The organism is Microvirga brassicacearum (assembly GCF_008757455.1).
Classification (GTDB): domain Bacteria; phylum Pseudomonadota; class Alphaproteobacteria; order Rhizobiales; family Beijerinckiaceae; genus Microvirga; species Microvirga brassicacearum.
Window position 1 is genome coordinate 304,322 of sequence record NZ_VCMV01000003.1, and the last position, 25,796, is coordinate 330,117.

The 25,796-nt window shown below is 61.5% G+C and carries 24 protein-coding genes; 16 read left to right on the forward strand and 8 right to left on the reverse strand.

What is annotated here, in order from left to right; translation table 11 throughout:
• The 10 genes from FEZ63_RS03170 to FEZ63_RS03215 all read left to right on the forward strand — a co-directional run.
• The coding region (locus tag FEZ63_RS03170) for a hypothetical protein (protein WP_210251571.1) at positions 1-545 on the forward strand (545 nt) is incomplete at its 5' end.
• A gap of 699 nt (positions 546-1,244) precedes the next feature.
• The gene (locus tag FEZ63_RS03175; protein ID WP_150942181.1) at positions 1,245-2,345 is read left to right on the forward strand and encodes an AraC family transcriptional regulator; all 1,101 of its coding nucleotides are present in this window, start codon (positions 1,245-1,247) and stop codon (positions 2,343-2,345) included.
• A gap of 153 nt (positions 2,346-2,498) precedes the next feature.
• Entirely contained in the window at positions 2,499-3,311 is an 813-nt protein-coding gene (locus FEZ63_RS03180) for a DUF2092 domain-containing protein (protein WP_150942182.1), read from the forward strand.
• Complete coding sequence (locus tag FEZ63_RS03185; protein ID WP_150942183.1) at positions 3,308-3,604, forward strand: hypothetical protein; 297 nt, start codon at positions 3,308-3,310, stop codon at positions 3,602-3,604. The genes FEZ63_RS03180 and FEZ63_RS03185 overlap by 4 nt, the downstream gene beginning before the upstream one ends.
• Positions 3,605-3,864: 260 nt before the next feature.
• Complete coding sequence (locus FEZ63_RS03190) at positions 3,865-4,845, forward strand: phosphate acetyltransferase (RefSeq protein ID WP_150942184.1); 981 nt, start codon at positions 3,865-3,867, stop codon at positions 4,843-4,845.
• 3 nt (positions 4,846-4,848) lie between these two features.
• Positions 4,849-6,057, forward strand: a complete 1,209-nt coding sequence (locus FEZ63_RS03195) for an acetate/propionate family kinase (RefSeq protein WP_150942185.1) — start codon at positions 4,849-4,851, stop codon at positions 6,055-6,057.
• Positions 6,058-6,074: 17 nt separating this feature from the next.
• Positions 6,075-6,602: a hypothetical protein gene (locus FEZ63_RS03200; RefSeq protein WP_150942186.1), complete on the forward strand. Its 528-nt coding sequence runs from the start codon at positions 6,075-6,077 to the stop codon at positions 6,600-6,602.
• A gap of 66 nt (positions 6,603-6,668) precedes the next feature.
• The gene (locus tag FEZ63_RS03205; RefSeq protein ID WP_201274072.1) at positions 6,669-9,017 is read left to right on the forward strand and encodes a DUF3141 domain-containing protein; all 2,349 of its coding nucleotides are present in this window, start codon (positions 6,669-6,671) and stop codon (positions 9,015-9,017) included.
• Complete coding sequence (fabI, locus tag FEZ63_RS03210) at positions 8,998-9,804, forward strand: enoyl-ACP reductase FabI (protein ID WP_150942188.1); 807 nt, start codon at positions 8,998-9,000, stop codon at positions 9,802-9,804. The genes FEZ63_RS03205 and fabI overlap by 20 nt, the downstream gene beginning before the upstream one ends.
• Before the next feature lie 34 nt (positions 9,805-9,838).
• A complete protein-coding gene (locus tag FEZ63_RS03215) occupies positions 9,839-10,948 on the forward strand; it encodes an AI-2E family transporter (protein ID WP_244622608.1) in 1,110 nt (369 codons plus the stop codon).
• Positions 10,949-10,976: 28 nt separating this feature from the next.
• Here FEZ63_RS03215 and FEZ63_RS03220 read toward each other — a convergent pair whose 3' ends face one another.
• Positions 10,977-11,234 carry a hypothetical protein gene (locus FEZ63_RS03220; protein ID WP_150942190.1) on the reverse strand — a complete coding sequence of 86 codons (258 nt, stop codon included), beginning with the start codon at positions 11,232-11,234 and terminating at the stop codon, positions 10,977-10,979.
• A gap of 338 nt (positions 11,235-11,572) precedes the next feature.
• Between FEZ63_RS03220 and FEZ63_RS03225 the strand changes: the two genes are divergently transcribed.
• Positions 11,573-11,944 carry a hypothetical protein gene (locus tag FEZ63_RS03225; protein WP_150942191.1) on the forward strand — a complete coding sequence of 124 codons (372 nt, stop codon included), beginning with the start codon at positions 11,573-11,575 and terminating at the stop codon, positions 11,942-11,944.
• Between the two features lie 62 nt (positions 11,945-12,006).
• Here FEZ63_RS03225 and FEZ63_RS03230 read toward each other — a convergent pair whose 3' ends face one another.
• The 6 genes from FEZ63_RS03230 to FEZ63_RS03255 all read right to left on the reverse strand — a co-directional run bounded on the left by FEZ63_RS03230 (position 12,007) and on the right by FEZ63_RS03255 (position 20,810).
• On the reverse strand, positions 12,007-13,452 hold the full coding sequence (locus tag FEZ63_RS03230) for a porin (protein WP_150942192.1): 1,446 nt from the start codon (positions 13,450-13,452) through the stop codon (positions 12,007-12,009).
• Positions 13,453-13,605: 153 nt separating this feature from the next.
• Complete coding sequence (locus FEZ63_RS03235) at positions 13,606-15,174, reverse strand: aspartate:alanine exchanger family transporter (protein ID WP_150942193.1); 1,569 nt, start codon at positions 15,172-15,174, stop codon at positions 13,606-13,608.
• 9 nt (positions 15,175-15,183) lie between these two features.
• Positions 15,184-16,005 (reverse strand): pyruvate formate-lyase-activating protein, encoded by an 822-nt coding sequence (gene pflA / locus FEZ63_RS03240; RefSeq protein ID WP_150942194.1) that lies wholly within the window; start codon positions 16,003-16,005, stop codon positions 15,184-15,186.
• An 11-nt stretch (positions 16,006-16,016) separates the two neighbouring features.
• Positions 16,017-18,362, reverse strand: coding sequence for a formate C-acetyltransferase (gene pflB, locus FEZ63_RS03245; protein ID WP_150942195.1), 2,346 nt, complete (start codon positions 18,360-18,362; stop codon positions 16,017-16,019).
• 69 nt (positions 18,363-18,431) lie between these two features.
• Positions 18,432-19,976, reverse strand: coding sequence for an L-serine ammonia-lyase (locus FEZ63_RS03250; RefSeq protein ID WP_244622609.1), 1,545 nt, complete (start codon positions 19,974-19,976; stop codon positions 18,432-18,434).
• A gap of 312 nt (positions 19,977-20,288) precedes the next feature.
• Positions 20,289-20,810 carry a GNAT family N-acetyltransferase gene (locus tag FEZ63_RS03255; protein WP_150942197.1) on the reverse strand — a complete coding sequence of 174 codons (522 nt, stop codon included), beginning with the start codon at positions 20,808-20,810 and terminating at the stop codon, positions 20,289-20,291.
• A gap of 546 nt (positions 20,811-21,356) precedes the next feature.
• On the opposite strand from FEZ63_RS03255, the gene FEZ63_RS03260 reads away from it, so the two are divergent.
• From FEZ63_RS03260 to FEZ63_RS03280, 5 genes are all read left to right on the forward strand, one after another.
• Positions 21,357-21,929: a DUF3489 domain-containing protein gene (locus FEZ63_RS03260; protein ID WP_150942198.1), complete on the forward strand. Its 573-nt coding sequence runs from the start codon at positions 21,357-21,359 to the stop codon at positions 21,927-21,929.
• A complete protein-coding gene (locus FEZ63_RS25875; RefSeq protein WP_150942199.1) occupies positions 21,929-22,282 on the forward strand; it encodes a DUF2924 domain-containing protein in 354 nt (117 codons plus the stop codon). The genes FEZ63_RS03260 and FEZ63_RS25875 overlap by 1 nt, the downstream gene beginning before the upstream one ends.
• On the forward strand, positions 22,279-22,485 hold the full coding sequence (locus tag FEZ63_RS25880; RefSeq protein WP_150942339.1) for a DUF2924 domain-containing protein: 207 nt from the start codon (positions 22,279-22,281) through the stop codon (positions 22,483-22,485). Before FEZ63_RS25875 ends, FEZ63_RS25880 begins: the two co-directional genes overlap by 4 nt.
• The gene (locus FEZ63_RS03275; RefSeq protein WP_150942200.1) at positions 22,478-24,166 is read left to right on the forward strand and encodes a recombinase family protein; all 1,689 of its coding nucleotides are present in this window, start codon (positions 22,478-22,480) and stop codon (positions 24,164-24,166) included. The genes FEZ63_RS25880 and FEZ63_RS03275 overlap by 8 nt, the downstream gene beginning before the upstream one ends.
• A gap of 83 nt (positions 24,167-24,249) precedes the next feature.
• Positions 24,250-24,738 (forward strand): HU family DNA-binding protein, encoded by a 489-nt coding sequence (locus tag FEZ63_RS03280; protein WP_338042192.1) that lies wholly within the window; start codon positions 24,250-24,252, stop codon positions 24,736-24,738.
• Positions 24,739-25,282: 544 nt separating this feature from the next.
• On the opposite strand, the gene FEZ63_RS03285 is transcribed toward FEZ63_RS03280, so the two are convergent.
• The gene (locus FEZ63_RS03285) at positions 25,283-25,771 is read right to left on the reverse strand and encodes a peroxiredoxin family protein (RefSeq protein WP_150942202.1); all 489 of its coding nucleotides are present in this window, start codon (positions 25,769-25,771) and stop codon (positions 25,283-25,285) included.
• Positions 25,772-25,796 lie beyond the last annotated feature (25 nt).

The window sequence follows — 25,796 nt, forward strand, 5'->3', positions numbered from 1 at the left end:
CCAGGATGTATGTCCCGCGGGGTGGGATGGGCGGTGCCCGGGTTGGAATGGGCGCGGGTGGCTTCCGCGGTGGCGCGATTGCCGCGCGACCGGGCGTGCCAGGCCGGGTAGCCGGCATCGGCCCCGGAGCCGGAGGATTTCGGCAGACGGCGATCGCCAATCCTGGTGGCCGCTTCGACAACCGCGTCGGCAATCGTGGTGATTGGCGATACGGCTATGGTGCGACTGGCGGACGGTATCGATATTACGGTGGGCGCTATCCCTATTATGGCGGGCGCTACCCCTACTATGGCGGCTGGGGGGTTGGCGCCGGGCTGGTCACGGGCAGCGTCATAGGGGCGGCGGCCGCGTACCCGTACTACAACTACCCATACTCGACATACCCGTCCACCACGTATCAGACGCCCGCCTCGTCGGCGGCCGGCGGATACTGTGCAACCTCGGTCCGGACCTGTGCACTGACCAACGCGGCTCCGGTCGGGACCGGATGCTCCTGCCGCACCTCAGGCGGGCGGGCCCGCGGCACGGTCGTGGCGGGCTACTGATCTCGACGCGCCTACGGGGCCGTCGGGCATCGTTCGATCTGTCCGGGGCGGCGGGCCTCTGAACAGTCGAGATGGACTCAGGGTTGGTCATGATGGACGATCCTCCGGTTCACGGTGAATGACATTGGAAACAGAAGGGGACAGGGCGGTACCGATCGGCATCATGAGCCGCTTGACAGGCGAGAACACGAACGAGTTCGACTAGTCCCACGGGCGATAAGGCCTGCCGCTCTGCCCGCAAGAGCCTCGATATTCTCGTCGGATGGTTTTGGATCACCTGGAGGTTTTTTGGATCCAAGCCGCAAGTCGGTCGAGCCGGCCGGAGACCGCCAGGTTCTCGTCCTCGATTGCGCAAATGCCGTTGCGGGCAGTGAGGTGAGAGTCTCTTGGCAACGACCCCGGACCGTTCTCTCAAGCGCTACTTCAACGAGCAGGATACCACCGGGACTCAGTACCAGCGTTGCTCGTGATGACGGTAAAAACGGGATCGGCGAGAGATTGGTACAGTGGCGGGGCTTGGCCTGACTCGAGGGAGCGGCGAGAGGTGAAACGAGCCGAAAATTTGGCTGGTTGCCTCAATTGTCCACAGACCTGTGCTATCCTTGTACCGGACAAGCATTCGTCTTCGGTTCCGTATTCGAATGCGCCGACTAAGCGGTTTCGCGATCATCTCTAGATTTCTGCGAGGCGGGCGAGGCGATGACCAACGACATCTTCCCTCGGCCCACGAGGGTCGGTAGAGAGCAGTTCGCCTCGTCGCGCCAGAGCGTTTTGGCAGCACCCGAGCGGAGGCTTCCCTCCGGCAACATTCGCCTGGGGGTCGCCAAGGAAATCGCGCCGACCTTGCGGGATTTCGGCATTGATCCCGATCCGGTCATCAGGGAAGTGGGCCTCGACCCGCGTGTCTTCGACGATGAGGCGAACGTGATCCCATATGCGTCCTTGGGCAAGCTGTTCGCCTTGAGCGTGGCCCGCACGGACTGTCCGCATTTCGGGCTTCTAGTCGGCGAGCGCGCAACGATCCTGTCCCTCGGCATGGTCGGGCGCTTGATGCTGCATTCGAAGAATGTGGGCGACGCGTTGCGCGCGCTCGTATCCAATCTTAGCATCCAGAACCGGGGGTCCGTCCCCCGGCTCACGATCAGCGATGACGCGGCCCTGTTCACCCTCTCAGTCTATCATCCCGAGGCCGAAAGCGCGGACCAAATTTCGGACGGAGCCGTTGCGTGCGCGGTCAACGCCATCCGGGCCCTGTGTGGACCCGGCTGGAACCCGACCGAGGTTCTGTTGCGCCGGGCTGCCCCTGCCCATCATGAGCCGTACCGGCGCCATTTCCGCGCCCTGGTCAGGTTCGATCAGGAGATCGCCGCCATCGTTTTTCCTGCCCGTGACCTGGAGCGCAGCATCGCCGGGGCCGATCCTCTGTTGCGGGCCATGCTGGAGGAGCGGATCAGCCAACTGAAGGATGACTTAGGATCCGAATTCCCGGACGACATCCGGCGTTTGCTGCGCACGCGCTTGACCAGCCATCGCTGTTCGGCCGACGCTATTGCGGAATTGCTGGCGATGCACCGCCGCACCCTGAGCCGCCGCCTGAAGGGCAGCGGCCTGGGCTACAGGGCCATTACCAACGAAATCCGGTTCGAGATTGCCCGCCAACTGTTGGAGAACTCCAGGGTATCGCTCGTTCAGATCGCGGCGACCCTCGGCTATTCGGAGGCCAGCGCCTTCACCCGCGCCTTCCGGCGCTGGTCGGGCCGAACGCCAACCACCTGGCGCACCGAAATCCATCATGGGTGACGCGCCCACGGCCTAAACTGTCAAGAGATTGTCTCGGCCGGTCAAGCACGGCGCTGTAGCTCGCCTAGGATGATCGGTGGGACTGTTGATCCAAAGGGCGAGCGGATGGACTCCGCTGGATCGGACCTGAGGAAGTCCAGGGAGGATTACGCGATGAACCCAGGCAACGGTTCGCGTTCGGGCGCTGCGCTCACGAAGTCCGCGCTGGGCCTTCTCGCGGCAATGGCGATAACGTGCCTTCCCGCGCCCGTCGGGTGGGCCGCGGAAGGAGAGGCTCAGAATATTTTGAAGGCCATGGCGGACTATGTCGGCCGGCAGGACAACCTGTCCTTGAAATATGATGCCGATGTCGAGGTGGTGACTCCGGCCGTCGAGAAGATCCAGTTCAGCGCCTCCGGTGACGTCACCATGAGCCGCCCGAACAAGTTCCGTATTACCCGGACTGGCGGCTACGCCGATGTCGAACTCATCTCGGATGGTTCGAAGGTGACGGTCTATGACCGCGGCGGAAACAGATTCGCCCAGGTTCCTGCCGCCGGTTCGTTCGACGAGGTTGTCGATAGGCTCCGGACCGAGGCCATGCTCGAACTTCCGGGTGCGGATCTCCTGCTGTCGAAGCCCTACGAGGAACTCATGGGGGGTGTGCTGGAGGGCAAGCATATCGGCCGCGGCGTTGTCGAGGGCGTTGAATGCGAACATCTCGCCTTCCGCAATCTCGACACCGATTGGCAGATTTGGGTCGAGGTCGGTGACCGGCCACTGCCGCGCAAATACGTCATCACCAGCAAGGCGGTCGGCGCGGCACCCCAGTACACGCTGCGGCTCAGGGACTGGAAGACCGGCGTCAGCCCGGCATCGGATGCATTTGCTTTCAAGCCGCCGGAAGGCTCCAGCGGCGTTGCGATCACTCTGCTCAAGGACATCGATGAAATTCCCGCGGGTATCGTTCCCGGAGGTGCGAAATGAGCACTCTCACGCAAATCCGTCTCGTTGCGCTCGCATTGTCGGCTGGCAGCACGGTCCTACTCTGGAGCGGCGCCGGGCTCGCTCCATCCAGCTCGTTCATCTCCCAAGCGGAGGCGAGAGTGGGGCGCCCCGCGACACCCATGAGCTATGCCGGCGTGGCTCGACGGACCACTCGCAGGTCGGTGGCTGTTGGAGCCGCCGGAGCCGCGGCGGCAGGGTCTTACTATTATGCCGCTCCCGGCTGCGCGCAGGTCGTGAACTCCTACGGCCAGATCGTCTATCGCTGCCCATAGGCAGCCCCCGGTGGCTTGGCGCATTTCGTGCATGCGAGTCCTAAACTGTCAAAACAATGGCCCAACCAGTCAAGCAGCATATCTGGGAAGGGCCATACTCGCCTCTGCAAACGAGCCGGGCAATTGCCGGTACTGGCCCAAAAGCTCATTGGCCCAAACTCGGGCCCAAAACTCGCTCCGACGAGGCTGTCAGGCACGTCCGGCGGCATTCAGATGATTCATTAATCAAACAACCCATCGGTGCATAGCGGGAGGCAATCATGGCGGCAGCGGCTTCAGCTCAGGATGCGTCTCACGGGAGCCCGCGGCAGCACGACAAGTATGACCGGCTCGTGGCTGCCGCCCAGTCCGTTTCGAAACTGAAGGTCGCGGTGGCGCACCCCTGCGATGCGACCTCTCTGGGAGCCGTGATTGAGGCGTTCGCGCTCGGTCTGATCGACCCGATCCTGGTTGGGCCGCAGGACAAGATCACGGCCACTGCGGAGGCGCTCGGCAAGGATATTTCCGAGTTGCGCGTCGTCGAGGCCCCGCACAGCCATGGGGCAGCGGCGACGGCCGTCGATCTCGTGAAGTCCGGCAAGGCCGAGGCGCTGATGAAGGGCAGCCTGCACACGGACGAACTCATGGGCGCCGTCGTTCGCCGAGAGGGCGGCTTGCGGACGGCCCGCCGGATCAGCCACTGTTTCGTCATGGACATTCCCGGTCACGATACCGCGCTCATCATCACCGATGCCGCCGTCAACATCGCGCCGACGCTCGAGGACAAGGTCCATATCGTCCAGAATGCCATCGATCTTGCCCGAGCGCTTGGGGTTGATCCGGTCCGCGTGGCGATCCTGTCGGCGATGGAGACCGTCAACCCGAAGGTGCCCTCGACCATCGAGGCTGCCGCTTTGTGCAAGATGGCCGACCGCGGGCAGATCACGGGCGGGATCCTCGACGGTCCGCTGGCCCTCGACAACGCCATCAATCTCGGCGCGGCGAAGATCAAGAAGATCGAGTCGCCGGTGGCCGGGCAGGCCAATGTTCTCGTCGTCCCAGACCTCGAAGCCGGTAACATGCTCGCAAAGAGCCTGACCTTCCTCGCAGGCGCCGACGCCGCAGGCATTGTCCTCGGCGCCCGCGTGCCGATCATCCTCACGAGCCGGGCCGACTCGGCGATCACCCGGTTGGCCTCGTGTGCCGTGGCCTCGCTGGTCGCTGACGCCCAACGCACCCGACTTGCGATCCCGGAGGTCTGAAACATGATCCCCGCCCTCATCATCCTCAACGCAGGATCATCGAGCCTCAAGTTTCAGGTCTTCGAGATAGTGGACGATGCGGAGCCGCGGCTCGTCTGGAAGGGTCTCTACGAAGGCTTGGGCGGCGCCGCACACTTCATCGTCAGGCACGCAGGCGGGGCGGATCTGGATGAGATGTCTTGGGCATCAGCGGACGTATTTGGGCACGAGGAGGCACTCATGCACCTCGTCTCATGGCTGCGTGGGCATCAGGACGGCCGCAAGCTCGCGGCCATCGGGCACCGAGTCGTCCACGGCGGCGAGGCCTTTCCCGGCCCCGAGCTGGTTGATGAATCCGTCCTCCGGTCGCTCGAAACGCTGGTGCCACTCGCGCCGCTGCATCAGCCTCACAATCTGAAGCCGATCCAGATCATGCGCCGCCGCCTTCCGGAGTTGCCGCAGGTCGCTTGCTTCGACACCGCCTTTCACCAAAGCCAATCCGACATTGCGAGTTTGTTCGCCCTACCTCAGGAGATTCGGGAGCGCGGCGTGCGGCGCTACGGCTTCCACGGGCTGTCCTACGACTACATCGCGTCCGTCCTGAAGGACTACGACCCGCACCTCGCCGAGGGGCGGGTGATCGTCGCGCATCTTGGCAACGGTGCAAGCCTGTGCGCCCTCAGAGGAGGGACCAGCATCGCGACGACGATGGGGTTTTCCGCCCTCGATGGCCTCCCAATGGGAACGCGCTGCGGTGCTGTCGATGCAGGGGTGGTGTTCTACATGCTCCGCGAGATGAAGCTCACTCCGGAGGCGGCCGAGCGCATGCTCTACACTAAGTCCGGCCTACTTGGAGTTTCCGGTCTGTCAAATGACATGCGGGTCCTTCGGGAGAGAGCGACGACGAATCCAGATGCCAAGCGCGCCATCGACCTGTTCGTCTACCGGATCACGCGAGAAATCGGATCACTTGTCGCGGCGCTCGGCGGCATCGACGGGCTCATCTTCACGGCCGGGATCGGCGAGAACGACGTTGCGACCCGCGCCGAGGTCACCAACAGCCTCGGGTGGCTCGGCCTCGTCCTTGACGAGGCCGCCAATCGTACCGGTGGCCCACGGATTTCCTCCGGACAGGGGCCTACAGCGTGGGTGATCCCCACCAACGAGGAACTGGTGATCGCACGCCAGACGCGCAGCCTGCTCGGCGCCACGCAAGCCAGTCTCGCATCCTGAACAGGGAGATTGATGTCATGGTGACACTGAAGACCAAACCGGAAGACGCCAAAGTCGAGCATGAGCTTGGTGACGAGACGTTCATGTCGGCCGACGACTTGCGGAACTACATGGCCGAGATGCAGATGGCGAAAGCCATGAAGTCGGTCGATGGAATGGATCGGGCCGGCAAGGCGCGCGAGGAACTGATCAAGCGGCTGGCTGAGCCCATTGATCTGACTCCCGAGCGCTTGAAGGACATTGTGCAGTCGCTGCGGGCAAAACTGCGGGCTGCAGCCCAACGTGGCGAAACGGAGCTGATGGTCATGCGATTCCCCAGCATCCTTTGCACCGACAAGGGCCGTGCGATCAACAACGCTGACCCGGCTTGGCCCGAAACTCTGACCGGACGTCCGCGTCAAGCCTATGAGTTATGGCAGAACCGGCTCAGGCCCGCCGGTTTCAAGTTGTCGGCGATGATCATCGAATGGCCGGGCGGTCTGCCGGGCGACGTCGGCTTCTTCCTCAAGTGGGGCGAAACCAAGCGTAATCTCAATCCACCCTAGAGGGGGACGGTCATGCCACGAAACGACCCGACGACCACAATCCTTCAACACGGGCTGGAGAAGAGGATGACCGAACTCGCCAGCGCGCAAACGAAAGTCGCTCAGGTCTATCAAGAGCGGTGCACAAACGCATTGCAGCGTTACCTCGACGCCGTGAATGCCGCGAGCGCGCCATCGAGCAAGGACTCGATCCACGCGATGTCGCCTCCGGAATTGTGGCGGGACGCCGGTGCGTATTGGCTTGACTTCACGCAGCGCTCAATCCTGTTCTGGGATACCCTGCGACAGCGGGGCAATAACTGGCTCGAACACGAAAAGGCTGGCAAACCGCCGCTACTGGATTTCGAATGGGAGACGATTGCAGATGCCCGCACGTTTGAGCGGCCTGCCAACTATGCCCTGGTGCGCATCGTTCCACCGGATGGCACCAAGACCGATCCGAATCGCCGGCCCTTCGTCATCATCGATCCGCGGGCCGGCCACGGACCAGGCATCGGTGGCTTCAAGCAGGATTCGCAGGTCGGAGTAGCGCTGAAAGCCGGGCATCCAGTCTATTTCGTAATCTTCTTTCCCGAGCCCGTGCCTGGGCAAACCCTCGCCGATGTCTCCCGCGCCGAGGCCGGGTTCCTGCGGATCATCGGCGAGCGTCATCCGAAGACCCGCAAGCCGGTCGTAATCGGCAACTGCCAGGGCGGGTGGGCCTCCATGCTCCTCGGCGCCATCGAGCCCGATCTTGTGGGGCCGATTGTCATCAATGGAGCGCCTATGTCCTACTGGGCCGGCAACGACGGCGAGAACCCGATGCGCTACGCGGGCGGCATCCTCGGGGGCACCTGGCCCGCACTCCTCGCCAGCGATCTAGGCGCCGGCACGTTCGACGGCGCCTCCCTCGTCGAGAACTTTGAATACCTCAACCCGGCCAATACTTACTTCGAGAAGTTTTATACGCTCTTCTCCAAGATCGACACCGAGCCGGAGCGCTTCCTCGAATTCGAGCGCTGGTGGGGCGGCTTCTTCCTGATGGACCGCCAGGAGATCAAATGGATCGTCGAAAACCTGTTCGTGGGGAACAACCTCTCGCAGGGCCAGGCGGAATGGTCTGAGGGACGCGCATACGACCTGCGGTCGATCCAGTCGCCGATTATCCTGTTCGCCTCACTCGGCGACAACATCACGCCGCCCCAGCAGGCATTCAACTGGGTCGCGGATATCTATCCGACCACTGAAGCCCTCAAGGCGAACGGGCAGGTGATCGTAGGCCTGATGCACAAGAGCGTCGGCCATCTCGGCATCTTCGTCTCGGGCCAGGTCGCCAAGCGCGAGCACACTCAGATTGTCGATCTGATCGATTACATCGAGCATCTTCCCCCTGGCCTCTATGGCATGCTGGTCGAGGAGCAGAAGACGAACGGAAGCGTGCTCTACGATGTCCTGCTGACCGAACGACGGGTCGAGGACCTTCAGGTCCTGCAGAAATACGGCCGCAAGGATGAGGTCCCGTTCGAAACGGTTGAGGCCGTCTCGGAGATGCTTGCGTCCACCTACGAAACGTTCGTTCATCCGGCGATTTCGGCGATGGCGACACCCGCTGGCGCGGCTATGAGGCGAGCCGTCCATCCCCAGCGGGTGCAGCGCTGGGCGGTATCGGATATCAACCCCTTCCTCTGGCCTCTCGGGGGCATGGCCGACATGGTCCGGGCGAACCGTGCGCCCCGCGACAACGAGGGCCCGATGGCGGCGATGGAGCGCTGGACGGCAGCCATCACCTCCGCCTCGTGGGACTTCTATCGCGACCTGCGTGATGCGTCGGTGGAAAACATTTTCTTCCGCACCTACGGCCCAGCCAGCATCGGCATGGCGGCAGCGGACACGGGCGCCGTTGCGGAAGAACTCGTCGACGTGCGCGATACTCCACTGGTCAAGGAGGCGCTGTCGCATATCGAGGAGGGTGACCTGACGAAGGCCATCGTCCGTGCGGCCCTCTTGCTGATGAAGGCCGGCACGGGACGGCGGCGACTCTCGGCCATGAAACGGGCACGCGAACTCGTCGGCAAGGACATCGGTCTCCTTGACTTGCCGGCGGAGGCTGCGCGCGCAATCATCCGCGAGCAGTCCTACATCGTCGACCTGGAGCCGGTGAAGGCCCTTTTGGCACTTCCGAAGCTCCTGCGGACGTCCGATGACCGGCGCAGCCTGCTTGATCTGCTCGACCGCCTGGAGGGCCGGGTCGAAGCCAATGCCAAGCAAATTGCCTTGTTCGGCGAGATCCGGCGTCTGCTCTCCGAAAGCGGCACGGAAGGTGGAGCAAAAAGTGGGCCGATGACGACCCGGCGGCGGGCGCAAGACAAGGTTCCACCGGCCGCGCCAACGACAACCGACGCACGAGGGCGAGCTCATGAACGACCAATCCACTGACCCGATTAAAGTCGCCTTCCAGTCGAAGGTTCTTCAGGGGAAGCGCGCTCTCGTCATCGGCATCGCCAACGAGCATTCGATTGCCTATGGCTGCGCCAGGGTCTTCCGCGAGCTCGGGGCCGATCTCGCAGTCACTTACCTCAACGAAAAGGCCAAACCCTATGTCGAGCCTCTCGCCAAGGAGCTCGGGGCATCGATCCTTGCGCCCTGCGATGTGGGTTGTCACGGCGATCTCGAAGCCGTCTTCCAGCAGATCCGTGAGACCTGGGGCAGCCTCGACATCGCGCTCCATTCCATCGCATTTGCGCCGAAGGAGGATCTGCAGGGACGGCTCCTCGACAGTTCCGACGAGGGGTTCAAGGTGGCGATGGACATCTCCTGCCATTCCTTCATCCGCATGGCACGGCTCGCCGCGCCCCTCATGAGTGAGGGCGGAACGCTCCTGGCGATGAGCTATCACGGCGCCAACAAGGTGGTGCCGAACTACAACCTCATGGGCCCCGTGAAGGCGGCGCTGGAGAGCGCGGTGCGCTATCTCGCCTACGAATTGGGCGACCAGCACATCAGGGTGCACGCCATCTCGCCGGGCCCCCTGAAAACCCGGGCGGCCTCCGGCCTGAAGGATTTCGATGTCCTGCTTTCGGAGGCTGTCGAACGGGCGCCCATCGGCGAGCTGGTCGACATCGAGGATGTCGGCCTCACGGCGGCCTTCCTGACGACGCCGTTCGCCAGGCGGCTCACCGGAATGACCACCTATGTCGACGGCGGGCTCAGCATCATGGCGTGAGGGGCTCCTGCATAGGGAGCGTGAGGAGAGAGCCGTGCAGACCGTGGATCCACGCGAGACCGTGAATACCTCGGAGCAACCCGCTTCCCTCGAGGCATCCTACGTCGAGAAGGCGCTCGGCCTTCTGCTGCTTCTGGTCCTGTTCGTCGGCTGCTTCCTTGTTCTCAGGCCCTTCCTGACGGCAATCCTGCTCGCCGTCATCCTCTGTGTGTCGACATGGCGGCTGTTCCGCCGGATTGAGCATCTGCTGGGCGGGCGGCAGACAGCCGCGGCCCTGGTCATGACCCTCATGACCGCCGCCCTGCTCGTACTCCCCCTCGTGGCCTTGGGCGCGAACCTGGCGGACGACCTCGCCCAGCTGAACGCGGCCATCCGTTTAGCCATCGAACAGGGTCTGCCGCCGCCTGGCTGGCTCGGACGCCTGCCGTTGGTTGGAGCGGAGGCAGAGCGGATATGGCTCGAGGTGTCGCAGCGGGGTGTGAAACTCGGACCGGCACTCGCGCCCTACATGAAACCGTTGCGCGAGTGGTTCCTGCAACAAGGATATTCGCTCGTCACGGGTACACTTCAGGTCGTGTTTGGGATCGCGTTGACCTTTTTTCTCTATCGCGATGGCGCTTATGTCGAGAGCCGTCTGGGATGGGGGATGTCCCGCTTGGGCGGATGGCGGGCGAAGCGCGTGTTGCAGACCGCCGGGATGACCATCGTGAGCGTCGTCAACGGGGTTCTCGGCACAGCACTCGTCCAGGGCATCCTGCTGGGCGTCAGCTTCTGGTTGGCCGGAATCCCGGGTGCCATCGTGCTCGGCGCCATCGGCGTGGTCCTGACGTTATTGCCCTTGGGTATTGTGGTGCTATGGCTGCCCGCCGGCCTTTGGCTGATGTCGGATGGCCATACGGGGTGGGCTATATTCGTGATGGCGTGGAACGGTCTCTTCGTCGGCACCCTCGACAACGTCCTGCGTCCCTACCTCATTAGTCGTGGCGTCAGGATGCCGATGGTGCTGATCTTTCTGGGCGTGCTCGGCGGCCTCGTGACGTTCGGAATCGTCGGGGTGTTCCTCGGCCCTGTCCTGCTCGCCGTCGCCCATACCCTGTTCCAGGATTGGGGGCGCTCCAGTGAAACAGAGCCAGGGCCGGTATGATCGCCGGTTTCCCGCGGGCGGGCGCCTTTCAGCGCCGGCCTGCGCGATTGACCGGACCGCCGCGATTCATGGGGGTGCCGGGGCGCACGCCAACGCCCACTGCACCTACGCCGGGAGTGACGACGGCACGCCGGGCCACCGGCGCAATTGGGCGCGCGATGCAGCCTCTCGGCACGCCTACCGTCGTGCAATAGATAACTGCATTCGCAGACTCCGTCACCATGAAAAGGCCGGTGAATGCGGCCAGCGCCAGTCCGGCGCGGGACAACGATCCAATGCGAGCCATTACCTTCCTCCAGTCAAATGTTGCGTCTGTCTGATCATTCGGAGCGGTTCTTTCTACAGCCCTGGCAGCCGATGTGCTTGATGTCTTGGGACACCACTTTGCCCTTTTGGGACAGATGTCGACGATCTACGGGTTATTGTACGACATGCTCCTAAGGCGACGGGCGCCGTGCTGAATATAGCACAGACGCGGGATTTGAAGCGGGTAATTCGAACGCGGGAGACACCGACTGTCGCCAGTAGTGTCATTTCTGCATAGACATCCACTACACCAAGGTGACCAAGTCGGCTTTATACCGCGCCAGGAATTGCACGAATTCTTGAAACAGGAGACGTCCTATGCGTCGTGTTCTCGCCAGCTTTTTCCTTGCTGTGACATTCACCCTCATCAATAACGCGGCCCTTGCGCAGCAGCAGTTCGATGGGCGCTGGAGTGTCGAGGCCATCCCCGAGAAGGGCGCCTGCGTCAGAGCCCGTCGCTATGCTGTGGCGATTGAGAATGGGACCATGCGCAATGCCGGCCGAAAGATGGAGAAGGTCAACGTCTCCGGCGGGCTAGAGGCAAGCGGGCGCATTCGGGGCAGCATCCGACGCAACAAGACACAGGTCGATGTGACGGGTAACCTGTCGGGACGTTTGGGTTCCGGCGACTGGGCCATCGCGGGACGCGTGGCCTGTTCGGGACGGTGGACGGCCGAGAAGAAAAGCTGATGTCCAACGTCGGGTTATGTGATCGGCGAACGAACCAGATAGAGGCTTCTCGCACCGGAATCTCAGAAGTCGCGCTGAATACGTAGACGACTCTCCCAGCTATCCGCCGAGCCCGTCGACTTAAAGAAGCCCGTCGATTCGCCGGCGGCGGTCGTGAGTGGAACTGCAACACGTCCCCGTGGATCCACCCTTGTGTATAGGACCTCGACGCCGATCTGGAGCCCGGTGACCGGTGTCCAGATGGTGTTGGTGCCGATGCGGTACTCGTTGAAGTCGAGGAGGCCCGTCGCAGTGCCGGCCGTGCCGGCAGTGATGGTCGCGGCATTCGCCGGTACGATGAACCGGGCACCCGCCGGAGCGTCAAAGCGCATCCACGACCCAAAGATGTTCGTCGCGAAGGCCCGGTTCCAGTTATGGTTGAGGCCGCCGGCGACGCCATAGGCCTTGTTGGTCTTGAACTCGCCCGTGAATGGATCGACAAAGGCGTCCGCAAAGGGCAGCGCGAGCGGGCCGGCGCTGATTACGCCCTCGTTGATGGGGCCTGCTTGGCCGGCATTGATGTAACCGACCGCACCATCCGTGTAGGTAGCCGAAATCCAGGCTGTATCGGCCTCGCCGAGAAACGGCAGCTTGACCACAGTATTCAGCGCGATCGCGAAGCCATAATCCGTGTCAGCAAAGGTCGGGTTCGGCAGGCCGGTGAGCGGGTTGAGCACGGGGACGACGACACCGTCGACGGTGGTGACGCCGGCCGCCACGTCACGGATCTGATGCAGCGCGCTGGAGAGTTGTACGCTGCCCCAGGTGCCGGTATAGCGCAGGTTCGCAACCACATCCGGCACGCGCTGACCACCGTAATTAAACGGGAGCGGAGCTGCCGCACCCACACCGAAGAGCGGGAACACGAGTGGGTTGTTGACGCGACGTTCGAGCGCATCTTCAAGCGATAGGGTCGCCGAGAAGCCATTCCCGAAGGAGAACGTATAAGCGAGCAGATCCACATCCGCGTTGGTAGGGTCGTCGAAGCGCAGATCGCCGAAGTTCGGCGCCGGCAGTTCAGAGTCCGAGAAGAACGACGTGACCCGTCCGGCCGTCAGGCCGCCAAACTGGACATAGGCCTGGTTGATCTTCGGGTTGGTAGAAATCTCCCCGGGGCTTGCAAACGCACCTGAGTTGCGATCGATCTCATACCGGATATAGGAGCGCAGCAGGCCATACGCCGTCATCGTGCGGGTGTCGAGGTTCAGACGGCCACGGGCACGAAAGCCGGTGATGTCCTGAGCGCGGGTGAATGGCTCGGCGTAGAGGTAGTCGGCACGAACCCGACCGCCGATGCGCAGGCATGTCTCGGTACCGGGGATATAGAAAAAGCCTTGCCCGTAGGTGGAGCACACGCGAACGTACTCGACGGGAGCTGCCTTCGCGATGGGAAGATCGGCAGCTTGAGTGCCTGTAACAACAGCGAGCCCGGCAGCAGAACCGATTATCAGGCTCCGAAGATGCGGCATAGTATTGGCTCCGAGATCAAACTTACGCTCGCGATGATGCAAGCGTGGGCAGATCGGAGAACTCGTCAAGCCAACCTGGGGCTGGAGTTGCCTCACTTTCGTACAATCACGCCCAGTGTTGCCCACCAGCACCACTTCAAGCGTGTCCCAAACTCAGCTCAGCAGGACCTGAACAGCAATAATCTTGACGATGGTCGTGCTTGGGAAACAGATCGCATAACCAATGTCGGTCCTGTCGGTTGGAGCCAGACGCCCAGCTGCGGCGACGATTGCGGGATTTCCGGTTGAGCCGGCGCAGACGCCGAGCAGATCGTCGAATGGAATGCGCAGCAGATAGCCGCCGACCAGCACGATCAGCACCAATGTGAGCAGCACGGCGGCTCCGCCAAGCAGGATTTGTATTCCGTTAGACGCTACGGTTTGTACAAAGGGGCTTCCCGCGCCGATCGCAACCGACCCGATGAAGATCGACAGTCCTAGGTTCCGCAGAACGAGATTTGCCACAACAGGCATTCTCCAGCCGATTGGGCCGGTACGGCCGAGCCAGCCAAGGATAAGCGCCATGACCAGCGGCCCGCCCGCCACGCCCAAGCTGAATGTGCCGCCTCCCGGCAGGGGAACGGGGATCATGCCGAGGAGCAAGCCGAGTGCGATCCCGACACCGATCGAGACGAAGGACAATTCGGCGTTGCCCTTGATGCTGTCGCCGAAATGGCGCCGGACCTCGGCCTGCCTGCCTGTAGGAACCGCAGCCACGAGCAGGTCGCCGTATTCAATCGTCAAATCAGATGAAGCAAAGAGTTCCAAATCCCCCCGGCGCACGTGCGAAATCGTCACTGGGAAGTCGGGAAGAACAAGATCGCCAAGAGGCTTGCCGACGAAAGCCGCTTTGGACACGTACACCCGCACCACATCATAATTCGCACGATCGCGGCTCAGGCGGCCCGGCTCCTCTCGCCCCATGAATGCCTTGGCCTGTTCGATGCTGCTTGGGCTGCCGACCAAAAGCAGACCGTCGCCCGGCTCCAATTTTGTTCCAGAAACAGGAGGAGCATTCACGTGATCGTGGCGTACGGCGACGATCTTGACGTCAGCCGGCAACGTCGTGGAGAGTTCTTCGATAGTCCTTTCCCGGTCGCCGGATTCAAGGGTCAGCTCGGCAAGTCGCACATTCTGTGACGGTGGCGAGAATTTGGGTTTGACCAGCGCTGTCATGATCGTCATCAGAATGATGGGACCGATCACACCGAACGGGTACGACACCGAGTAGCCGATCGCCGGATCCTGGTTACCTGCCGCGGCCAATGCCGCTTGCAGGGTCGGCGTGCTGGTGCCCGAACCGGCAAAGAGTCCGGCCGCCGTCCCGAGCGAAATTCCAAGAGGCCCGGCAAGCAACATCGCGACACCGAGAGAGGCGACCACTGCAAATGTCGCCAGAGCAATATACTTGATGCCCGGGCCGCGAAGGCTGGCAAAGAACTGCGGCCCGTATTGAATGCCGACGCCGTACACGAACATGACAAGGCCGATGGTTCCAACCATTCCGGAAGGCGCAGCCTTCGGCGCAATGGCCCCAATGATCAGGCCGGTGAACAGGACTGCGCCGGCGCCAAACGAAACTCCCCCAAACGAGATTTGGCCGAGTGCATAACCGGTGGCGATAGCGAGAAACAACGCCAGCAAGGGGGACGATTCAAGCAGGGTGCGAAGGACTTCAATCATTTGGACCGCTCATCTTGCACGGCAGCCCGCGTCACGAAATTGTCCCAGCACACGCGCTACCAGATCGGGTGAAGGCGACGGGGTATCGAGTAACTCGTAGTCGAGTCCTGCAGCCTTCCATTTGAAGCTGCCCATCTGATGGAATGGGAGGACCTCGACCCATTCGACGTTGCTCATTGGCGCCACGAACCGGGCGATTCCCTCGACATTTGCAGGATCGTCGGTCAGGCCGGGCACCAACACAAAGCGGACCCAAACAGGCTTGCCGAGATTTGCCAGACGCTCGGCAAACTCAAGCGTCGGACGCAGATCCTGGCCCACGGCACGGCGGTACGTCGCGGGGTCCCACGACTTGATGTCGAGCAGCACGAGATCGACCAGGCGAAGGTAATCATCGTCGGCACGCGCACCCAGAAAACCTGATGTATCCAAAGCGGTATGGACTCCCATCCTCTTGGCGGATGCGAACAGCCTCTTTGTGAAATGCATTTGAACCAACGGTTCCCCGCCCGATATGGTCAGCCCACCGTCCATGGCACGCAGCGCCGCCGCATAGGACGTCAATGCCTGTTCGGCACGCTCGAAGGAAACGCGCGTACCGTCCTTGAGATGCCATGTATCGGGGTTGTGGCAATAAAGGCATCGCAACAGACAGCCGCTCATGAACACTGTGACGCGAATTCCAGGTCCGTCAACGGTGGATCCGGTCTCATACGAATGGATCCATCCGACATCGCCCCGTGGATCGTTGAATTCGGCCGTCTCCGGCGCGTCAGGAGATTGTGACAGACGCAACGCGTACCGACTATTGGCCCAAGGTTCGTCGGCCATGATGTCAAGCCTCACTCACCGTGGAAAGTACGGCTGATGACGTCCATTTGCTGCTCCTTCGTGAGGCGGACGAAATTTACCGCATAGCCCGAAACCCGGATCGTCAATTGCGGGTACTTGTCCGGATGCTCCATCGCGTCGAGCAATGTATCGCGATTCAGGACGTTGAGGTTCATGTGAAACCCTCCCTGGCCGCAATACGTGTCGAGCACCTTCACCGCCTGAGCGATCTTCTGGCCCTCATCCAGGCGGTTGAGGCTCGGTGTCACGGACACGGTGTAGCTGATGCCGTCTTGCGCATCAGCGTAAGGCAGTTTGGCGACGGATAGGCACGATGCGAGCCATCCGTGGCTGTCACGGCCATGCATCGGGTTGGCGCCGGGAGCAAAGGGCTCCCCGGCCTTGCGGCCATCCGGCGTGTCGCCGGTGTTCTTGCCATAGACGACGTTGCTCGTGATGGTGAGGACCGACTGCGTATGAACGGCATTGCGATAGGTTGGATACTTGCGGATCTTCTTCATGAAGGTGGAGACGAGGTCGGCCGCAATGGAGTCCACGCGATCGTCATTGTTGCCGTATTTCGGGAAGTCACCCGTGGTCTCGTAAGCGACGATCAGTCCGTCCTCACGCCTGATCGGCCTGACCTTTGCGTGTTTGATCGCGGAGAGGCTGTCGGTCACCACCGACAGTCCAGCGATGCCGAAAGCCATCGTGCGCAGGATCTGCTGGTCATGGAGCGCCATCTCCAAGCGCTCGTAGTAGTACTTGTCGTGCATGTAATGGATGCAGTTCATGGCATGGACATAGGTTTGTGCCAGCCACTCCATCATGCTGTCGAACTTCGTCATCACGTCGTCGAATTCGAGAACTTCGCCGGTCACGGGCGCCACCGCTGGGCCGACTTGGTCGCCACTCACCTCGTCCCGCCCGCCATTGATGGCGTATAGCAGGCACTTGCCGAGGTTGGCCCGCGCGCCGAAGAACTGCATCTGGTTGCCGATGCGCATGGCCGACACGCAGCAGGCAATTCCATAATCGTCGCCCCAATAGGGACGCATGAGGTCGTCGTTCTCATACTGAATGGACGACGTCTCGGCCGAAACCTTGATGCAGTAGCGCTTGAAGCCGTCAGGAAGTTGCGTCGACCAAAGCACGGTGATGTTGGGCTCTGGCGCGGGCCCGAGATTCGTCAGCGTATGCAGCATGCGAAAACTGGTGCGCGTGACCAGTGGCCGGCCGTTAAGATCCATACCTCCGATGCACTCGGTTGCCCAATAAGGGTCGCCCGAGAACAGCGCGTCATAGTCCGGCGTGCGCAGGAATCGTACGATGCGGAGCTTCTGCACAAACTGATCGACGAGTTCCTGAGCACCCGCCTCATCGATAGCGCCGCTGCTCAGATCGCGCTCGATGTAGATGTCCAGGAAGGACGAAACACGTCCGATGGACATGGCAGCGCCATTGGCTTCCTTAATGGCTCCGAGATAACCGAAATAGGTCCACTGCACCGCCTCACGCGCATTCGCCGCCGGCCGCGTGATGTCGAGGCCGTAGCTCTTGGCCATGGTCGCGAGGTCACTCAGTGCCCGCGTCTGCTCGGCCAGTTCCTCGCGCTCGCGGATCACGTCATCGGTCGGCCATTTCGCGTCCAGCAATGCCCGCTCAGCGCGCTTTGCTTCCAGCAACCTGTCGGTTCCGTACAATGCCACCCGGCGATAGTCCCCGATGATCCGGCCCCGACCGTAGGCGTCCGGCAGCCCCGTGATGATGTGGCTGCGCCGACAGGCCATGATCTCCGGCGTATAGGCGTCGAAGACACCTTCATTGTGGGTTTTGCGATACTTGGTGAAAATGTCGTGCACGATCGGATCCGGCTCAATGCCGGCCGCCTTCAAACCCGCTTCGACCATGCGGAGGCCTCCATACGGCATGATGGCCCGTCGGAATGGCGCGTCGGTTTGCAGACCGACAATCACTTCATTGTCGCGATCAATGTACCCGGGAGGATGCGAGGTGAGCGAAGAAGGAGTTTTGGCATCGGCGTCCAAAACGCCTTTGCGGATTTCCTCTTTGAAGTAAGGCTGAAGTTTGGCCCAGACAGCTTTCGTCCGGTCGGTGGAGCCGATCAAAAATCCCTCGTCTCCGTCATACGGCGTGACATTGCGTTGAATGAAATCGCGGACGTCGATGGCATGCTGCCACCGCCCTGGCGCGAAGCCCGACCATTCAGCGACCGAGACTGCGATTTCCGTTGTGGGTGGCGTTGTTTTGACCGCGAAAGATCCGGTTCTCTCGTGTCCTGCTGCCTGCTTCAGGGTATCCGCGGATGTCTGAGTGGCAATGGCTTCACCTGGCATGACAGCTTCCTCCCGGCGACGATCGTTCGTCTTTGATTCAGCACTTCTCTCACTCGGCGGGCGAAGGACTCAGCAGAGGACAAGGTTCTGTGCCAGCCCCGCCTCGCTCGTTTCCTTGTATTTAGCGTTCATGTCCCGACCCGTATCGGCCAGCGTCTTGATCGTCGTATCAAGATCGACGCGGTGGCGGCTCGCGATCTCGTTGGTGGCGACCATAAAGGCAGTCCAGGCCTTCACCGCACCAAAGGCGCAACGCTCGATGCAGGGAACCTGCACGTAGCCCGCAACTGGGTCGCATGTCATGCCCAGATGGTGCTCAAGAGCCGACTCTGCTGCGTTCTCGATGACCTGCGGCGAGCTGTCCATGATTTGCGCGATCAAGGCAGCTGACATGGCCGAAGCCACTCCGACTTCGGACTGACAGCCGCCTTCGGCTCCAGACAGCGTTGCGTTGTGCTTGCACAGATATCCGACAGCCGCGCCGGCGAGCAAACCCTGACGGATTTTCTCCAGCGGCACCTTCCGCTGGCTCTCTGTAAGCGCATACACAACCGCCGGCATAACACCTGCAGAGCCACCCGTGGGCGCGGTGATGACAAGGTGGCCACGGGCGTTCTCCTCCGATGCAGCCAACGCGCAGGCGGCAACCAGTGCGATCGCGCGGTCGCTCTCGTACTTCTGATCCATCGCCCGTTCCCAGACGGTCGCAGCCTTCGAGTGAAGCTTGATCGGGCCAGGCAGGACATCATCTTTCATGGAGAGGCCGGCTTTCACCGTCGCGAGCATTGCGCCGGCGATCTTGTCCAGAAACGCGTTGATCTGTTCCTCGCTCTTGCCGGATACCGCGACCTCATTCGCCATGACCACGTCGGCGATCGAAAGGTTGTTCGTCTCCGCGTGCCGCCGCAGCTCTTTCATGGTGGAATAGGGGTATTTCGGCTGGCCTTTTTTGGGGGGCTCATAACCCTTCCACTCGATGAATCCACCTCCGACCGAATAATATTCAAGCTCGGATAACGCCTTGTCGCCTGCCATAAGCTTGCAGGTCATCGTGTTCGGGTGCGGAAACTCGCCTTTCGGCGCGTCGTAGATGATGTCGGCGAGGGAAAGATTGAACGTTTTGCCGCCGAGTTGGACCGGATAGGTTTGCTGGGGTTTGGCGATCATTTCGTCGAGGAAGAGAGGATCCACGGTTGCCGGCTCCTTGCCGATCAAACCCGCCAACGAGGCCCGCTCGGTGCCATGGCCTTTACCGGTGGCGCTCAAGCTGCCGAACAGATGTACCTTGAGACCGGTCGCCTGCGCTAGCTGGTCGGCTGGCAGCTTCGTGCAGCGTTGATAGAAATCGTACGTGATCCGCATCGGTCCGATCGTGTGCGAACTCGAGGGACCTGGCCCTACCTTGTAGAACTCTTCGAGCACGGTCATCACCGGCCCTTTCGACTTCTTGACGACGTCTAGGTCGGGCGAAAGCGTGCCACTCATCTTGAGCCCGGAGGCGTCCTTTGCAGCCTGCTGAGCGACCGCCTCTTTCGCGGCCTGCTGCGCACGGGCTTCGGGTGCCCAGGTGGTCCCGGTCATCGCCGCCGCCGCGCCGATGGCGGCGTGGCGCATGAGAAATGCGCGACGGTCCATGCCCGGGACCTCAGATGTCTCCGGAAGGGGCGGGAACGGCTTGTTCTTGCTCGAGCGCGTCATAGGCCCATTCTCCCGTTGATAGCCGAGCCGCAAAGTGTGGTGCAAACGTCCTCACTCTCATCTCGGAGCGAGATGAGAGCTGCGCCTCTCGAACCAGTCTTTGAACCATCCTAGCCTCGCCCGAACCCCACGCTTGATCGATCGGGACAATCCCTTGACAGTTTGAGCCATTGCCACCGGCCGCCGATGTAATCCGATGATCACAGCGTGGCCGGACTCACTTCGGGCTCATGTGATTTGAAGCACGATATGAATTACGCCTGGCTCTCGCGTGATCTTGACCCCAAGCTTGCTTGTCTCGAACACCTTCAGCATCGCGGCGTTCTCCGGCAGGACATCGGCGATCAGTTCCGTGAGCCCGCTTTCACGCGCGATGGCAGCGAGATGGCGCATCAGGCCTGCGCCGATTCCTTTCCCTTGGTGTTCGTCGTCCACGGCGAAGGCGATCTCGGCTTTGCCTAGCTGCATCACGATGTATCGCGCGCCGCCGACGATCACCGGATGTCCGCTCTCCTCCAGCAAAGCGACCAGGGCAACGTGGCTTATGAAGTCGACATTGACATAGAAGTCGACCTCCTGCTCCGTAAAGCCACGTTTGAACGCGAAGAAGCGTCGGTAAAGGGATTGCTGGCTTGCCCGGCCGATGGCGGCGAGCAGGTCCGCGCGGTCTTCAGGCTTGAGTGCGCGTATTTCGACCACGCCTCCGTCACGCAGCGCCTCCGTCGCCGAATAGTCTTTCGCGTGCAACATGGCCTCCTGATCGTTCGGGCAGAGTTAATAAGCTACCGCATCCCGTCCTCCTCCAATGTAGTGAGACGATCTCGAAGACTGTCAGTCTGCCACAGTAGGAAACTGCCGTACCGGTTGACCCTGGCGGCGAGACTTTAGCAGGAGACAACGCTCTGACGAGCCGGAACAGGTCTCTGGCCAGGAATCCAGCCGCCGCAAAAGGTCGGTGGTTTCAGCTCCCTGCGAAGCCGACCTTTCAGTTGGTGCGAGGTCCCAATCAAAAATGTCGTCAATAAAAACAACAATTCAAGATGGGTGCGTGTGCCCGCAACAACAGCGTATTATACACGAGCGCGAGCAACTACTTTCACCCGAAATGGAGACGGTGACCAGAGCTGTCGGGTGCTTTACGGCTGTGCCGCGCACCGCAAACGGACAAACCGCCGACATCAGAAGATGATAAACTGTCCGCGCAAAACGCGCTTATGGGACACTCTATTCGCTCGACTGATCGGCAACACCACGCATCCATGGTGGCGGCAATGACGCCAGATACCGGGTGGCCGAATGAAACACCGACGCAATCCTCTGCTCTCCGACACGCAACTGATCCTCTTGTCCGCCGCCTCTCAGCGAGACGACCTGCTCCTGCCGCCACCTCACCTTCGTGGCGGAGCTGCGACCCGCGTCGCCGGAAGTCTGATTACCAACGGTCTGGTTGCGGAAACGACTGTTAGCTTCGGCCAGCCCTCATGGCGGGAGGACGCCAACCATGGCAAAATTGGCCTGAAGATTACGAAGGCTGGCCTCAGGGAAATCGGTGTCGACGATCCGGAGCCAGTTGATAAGAAGTCGGCTCGCACAATAGCTGAGCCTGAACTTGAGAAAATCGAGCCTCGAAGCGACAAGCCACCTGTTCCGGCCTTTCGCGATGGAACTAAGAAAGCCCTCGTTCTGGCCCTCTTGCATCGCGATGAGGGTGCTTTCCTTGACGATCTGACTGAGGCGACCGGTTGGCTTGCCCACACCACTCGCGCGGCTCTGACCGGCTTGCGGCATTCAGGCGTGACCATCGAGCGGACCAAAGCCTCGGATGGCCGGTCGGTGTACCGCGCGTTGCCCGCGCGTGGTGAGGCGTGATGATGACCGACCATCGCTTGTCTCATCAGGATGCAGACTCCAACGGCCTTGAGGGGAGGTCGTCTGATGATCTGAAATCGCTCTACATCGCGCTGACCGGTGCGCCGTTGCCAAAGTTCATCCGTGGCAAGCTGCTGCGCCGGGCAGTCGTTCATGCTCTCGCGGAAAAGCGCGATGGCGGTCTCAACCCTGATACCCAACGGTGCCTTGATGGACTTGTGCGGCAGATCGTACCCACTGGCGAGACCGCACCGCCAAAACCCAACAGGAAGATCCGCAGCGGGACCCGCCTGATCCGGGAATGGCAGGGCCAGGTGCATGAGGTCACGGTCGATGGCGTCAGCTTCCTCTGAACGACGAGCGCTATCGGTCCCTGTCCGAGATTGCCCGCCTGATCACCAGGACACGCTGGAACGGCTGGGTGTTCTTTGGCCTCAAGAAGTCGGGCGCGGGAAGGGCGGTGTCGCCAAAGCTGAAGGGCCAACGGACACGGGCCGCCAGGATCGAGGCCAGGGCGAGCGCCAGGGAAACGGCAGGGGCTGATCATCATGCGTGACCCGAGCCGCCAGCTGCGCTGCGCCATCTACACCCGCAAGTCCTCCGAGGAGGGGCTGGAGCAGGATTTTAACTCCCTCCATGCCCAGCGCGAGGCATGCGAGGCTTACGTGACCTCGCAGAAGCATGAGGGCTGGAAAGCGATCCCGGTCCTCTACGACGATGGCGGCTCCGGCGGCACCATGGAGCGGCCGGGTCTGTCGAGACTTCTGACCGATATCGCCTCCGGGCTTGTTGACGTGGTGGTGGTCTACAAGGTCGATCGCCTGACCCGGTCGCTGACCGACTTTGCCCGCATCGTCGATGTCTTCGACCAGAAAGGTGTCAGCTTCGTCTCGGTGACCCAGGCCTTCAACACCACGAGCAGCATGGGGCGGCTGACGCTCAATGTGCTGCTCTCGTTCGCCCAATTCGAACGAGAGGTGACGGGGGAGCGCATTCGCGACAAGATTGCGGCTTCGAAGAAGAAGGGTCTGTGGATGGGCGGCTTCGTGCCCATCGGCTATGAGGCCGCTGGCCGGACCCTCGTCATCAACGAAGACGAGGCGCAGACCGTCCGCTTGATCTACGAGCTCTATCTCGAGCAGAGATCCGTCGACGCGCTCACCGCTTCTCTCGCGCATCGGGGATTGCTGACGAAGATCAGGACGGGGGAGTCTGAGGGCATGACGGGCGGAAGAGCCTTCTCCCGCGGTCATCTCCACCGCATCCTGCAAAATCCCCTCTATGCCGGGAAGATCGCTCACAAGGGCAAGGTCTATGGTGGCCAGCACCCGGCGATCATCGATCCGGCGCTCTGGCTGCAGGTTCAGGAACTTCTGGCTGACAACTGCCAGGGCGCGAGATTAAAGGTGCGGGCGAAAAACCCGAGCCTGCTGACCGGTTTGCTGGTCGATGCGTCCCGCCAGCCGCTCCTTGCATCTCATGCCGTCAAACGCGGTCGCCGTTACCGCTACTATGTCAGCGCCAGCCTCATGAAACGCGCAGCGGGGAGGAAACATCCCGCTGCGACCCCGAGAGGGAGCACCGACCGGAAGGGCTGGCGGGTCCCTGCCGGTGAGGTCGATGACGGCGTTATTCGCATCCTGTCCGGCCTGCTTTGCAACGAGACCTGGGTGCTCGCTCATATGGCAGCACCCCAATCGACTATTGCCGTCCGGCAGGCCGCCCTTGCTCGCGCCGAGACTTTTGCCGCGCATCTGCAATCGTCAGACCCCGTCGCCCGCCGCACCTTCGTGCTCGGTCTTGTCGAGCAAGTCATGCTGACTGATACCGAGATAACTCTGACGATCAAGACGGACCTGTTTTCAGAGTTTGCCGCCGGCAGGGAAGCACCCATCGTGGAGACTTGCCCGCTCATCCTGACCCGCCGCGGTGCCGAAACCCGTCTCATTCTTGAGGGCAGCGCCGCGCGCGAACCGGAGCCGGATCCCGTGCTGACCAAGGGCCTCGCGCAAGCCCATCGTTGGTGGAAGGACCTTCTCTCACAGCGCTATACGACCATGCGGGAGATCGCCCAAGCCTACCAGACCGATGAACGCTACGTTGCCCGCATCATCATGCTGGCGTTCCTGCCTGCTGCGCGCGCGAAGCAGATTCTCGACGGCACCCAACCTTCAGACCTCACCCTGCACTCGTTCCTCAAGGATGATGAGGTGTGGCTGGCTGCGGAGATTGCATGAAGCCAGATCATTGCATTTACAGCTTGGACGAGTGCAGAACATCTGAAACTCATTCGCTCTGACTACTCATGAAAGGACACCCATTGGCCAAGACCCCGGCGAAGGCTTCCGCCAAGAAGGCGCCTGCTCGAAAGGCTGCAGTCAAGAAAACGACGGCCAAAAGCGCATCGGCGTCAAAAGCTGCTTCCAAGAAGACCACGACCAAGGTTGTCGCGGGCAAAGCGGCTATAGCAAAGAAGACACCGGGAAAGGTCCCCGCGAAGAAGGTTGCGAAATCTGCGGCCTCGAGCCCGAGCGCGATCCTGACGCTCCGCCACATCGCACAGACGATCTCCGACGCGCATGAACTCACCAAGCGTCAAGCCAACGAGATCATCGTCCAGGTCATGGAAACCATCACGAAAAGTCTGAGAAAAGGCGATAAGGTCCGTCTGAGCGGTCTTGGCATTCTTCAGGTGCGCAAACGCCCGGCACGTATGGCGCGTAACCCGCGCACCGGTGAACCTGTGAAAGTGAAGGCTTCAAAGAAGGTCGCCTTCCGTGCCGCCAAGGAACTGAAGGAGTCGATCTGAGCCCGACGAAACTTGTTGGGCGGTGATAGCGGGCTGCCATGGTTTGACTAGCGAGGATCCGGCCAGAGGCTCGTGGGACGTCAATCATCGCATCGGAGGAGACTGACCTGCGATCACCTATAGACAGCGGACGCAGTTGTTGATTGTCTCAGAGGATGGCTACACCAATCGTCCTACGCTCTGCCTCGGGGGCCGCTCTTGATGCGACCGTTGAGCTAACTCCAACGGGAATAATCTTTCACAGCCGTAGCGGCGCCGATCGTAATCGCGATTACCGGCCTGCTCTGGAACTGCTGATGGGGCGGTTAGACAAGGCGCAAATTTCGTACGAAATCTACCTCGTAGAAGAGCTTATGCACTGTGACATACCATTAGCGTCGAGAAAAATGTCGTGGCAATGGTGCCGTAATCCTTGACACTGTGGAATACTCCTTCACGACCGCGGAAGCGACAGAAGTCTGACCGACAGCGGCTCCACCATGCTGGCTGGGGCCGCTGCTGCGTTGGGAAGGGAAGCCGGCCTGCTATGCAGGCTCCCCTTTTGTCAGGCGTCGAGCGGCCGAAGGGCCTGGACGAGGCTCTTCGCGTCGAGCCGAAACCCGTCGTACACGACGCGGCCATCGGGCGCGATCACAACGAACCAAGGGGTGCCGCCGGAGCGGAATGCCTCCATGATCGCGGGCACAGCGTCTTCCGAGGCCGAGCCAGCGACAGCATGCCCAAAGGGAACACGCAGTCCATAACGTCGTTGGTTTTCCCGCAGACGATCGAAGGTGTTGACGTCCAAACCCTCGAACACCGTCTGGATGGCTGCCAGGCCAACTCCCTTTTCGCGAAGTTCCTCGGCAAGTGTCACGAATGTGGGAAAGCCATGTGCATGACAGCCAGCACACCAATCCTGAAAGAAGTACAGTATCTTGAAACCCTGTCCCAACTCGGCCAAGGTCAAGGGGCTGCGCTCGTCGCCATGTTCATTGACCCACCGAATATGCTCGAGCGGAGGGGCAGGCTGCCCCACAATTCCCGTTTCCATGAAATCCTCCGTTAGCAGGCTCGCG

Bases quoted from the DNA above. Each gene is read 5' to 3' on its own strand.
- FEZ63_RS03175 (WP_150942181.1), top strand. From the start codon at position 1,245: ATGACCAACGACATCTTCCCTCGGCCCACGAGGGTCGGTAGAGAGCAG.
- FEZ63_RS03180 (WP_150942182.1), top strand. From the start codon at position 2,499: ATGAACCCAGGCAACGGTTCGCGTTCGGGCGCTGCGCTCACGAAGTCC.
- FEZ63_RS03185 (WP_150942183.1), top strand. From the start codon at position 3,308: ATGAGCACTCTCACGCAAATCCGTCTCGTTGCGCTCGCATTGTCGGCT.
- FEZ63_RS03190 (WP_150942184.1), top strand. From the start codon at position 3,865: ATGGCGGCAGCGGCTTCAGCTCAGGATGCGTCTCACGGGAGCCCGCGG.
- FEZ63_RS03195 (WP_150942185.1), top strand. From the start codon at position 4,849: ATGATCCCCGCCCTCATCATCCTCAACGCAGGATCATCGAGCCTCAAG.
- FEZ63_RS03200 (WP_150942186.1), top strand. From the start codon at position 6,075: ATGGTGACACTGAAGACCAAACCGGAAGACGCCAAAGTCGAGCATGAG.
- FEZ63_RS03205 (WP_201274072.1), top strand. From the start codon at position 6,669: ATGACCGAACTCGCCAGCGCGCAAACGAAAGTCGCTCAGGTCTATCAA.
- fabI (WP_150942188.1), top strand. From the start codon at position 8,998: ATGAACGACCAATCCACTGACCCGATTAAAGTCGCCTTCCAGTCGAAG.
- FEZ63_RS03220 (WP_150942190.1), bottom strand. From the start codon at position 11,234: ATGGCTCGCATTGGATCGTTGTCCCGCGCCGGACTGGCGCTGGCCGCA.
- FEZ63_RS03225 (WP_150942191.1), top strand. From the start codon at position 11,573: ATGCGTCGTGTTCTCGCCAGCTTTTTCCTTGCTGTGACATTCACCCTC.
- FEZ63_RS03230 (WP_150942192.1), bottom strand. From the start codon at position 13,452: ATGCCGCATCTTCGGAGCCTGATAATCGGTTCTGCTGCCGGGCTCGCT.
- FEZ63_RS03235 (WP_150942193.1), bottom strand. From the start codon at position 15,174: ATGATTGAAGTCCTTCGCACCCTGCTTGAATCGTCCCCCTTGCTGGCG.
- pflA (WP_150942194.1), bottom strand. From the start codon at position 16,005: ATGGCCGACGAACCTTGGGCCAATAGTCGGTACGCGTTGCGTCTGTCA.
- pflB (WP_150942195.1), bottom strand. From the start codon at position 18,362: ATGCCAGGTGAAGCCATTGCCACTCAGACATCCGCGGATACCCTGAAG.
- FEZ63_RS03250 (WP_244622609.1), bottom strand. From the start codon at position 19,976: ATGCGCCACGCCGCCATCGGCGCGGCGGCGGCGATGACCGGGACCACC.
- FEZ63_RS03255 (WP_150942197.1), bottom strand. From the start codon at position 20,810: ATGTTGCACGCGAAAGACTATTCGGCGACGGAGGCGCTGCGTGACGGA.
- FEZ63_RS03260 (WP_150942198.1), top strand. From the start codon at position 21,357: ATGAAACACCGACGCAATCCTCTGCTCTCCGACACGCAACTGATCCTC.
- FEZ63_RS25875 (WP_150942199.1), top strand. From the start codon at position 21,929: ATGATGACCGACCATCGCTTGTCTCATCAGGATGCAGACTCCAACGGC.
- FEZ63_RS03275 (WP_150942200.1), top strand. From the start codon at position 22,478: ATGCGTGACCCGAGCCGCCAGCTGCGCTGCGCCATCTACACCCGCAAG.
- FEZ63_RS03285 (WP_150942202.1), bottom strand. From the start codon at position 25,771: ATGGAAACGGGAATTGTGGGGCAGCCTGCCCCTCCGCTCGAGCATATT.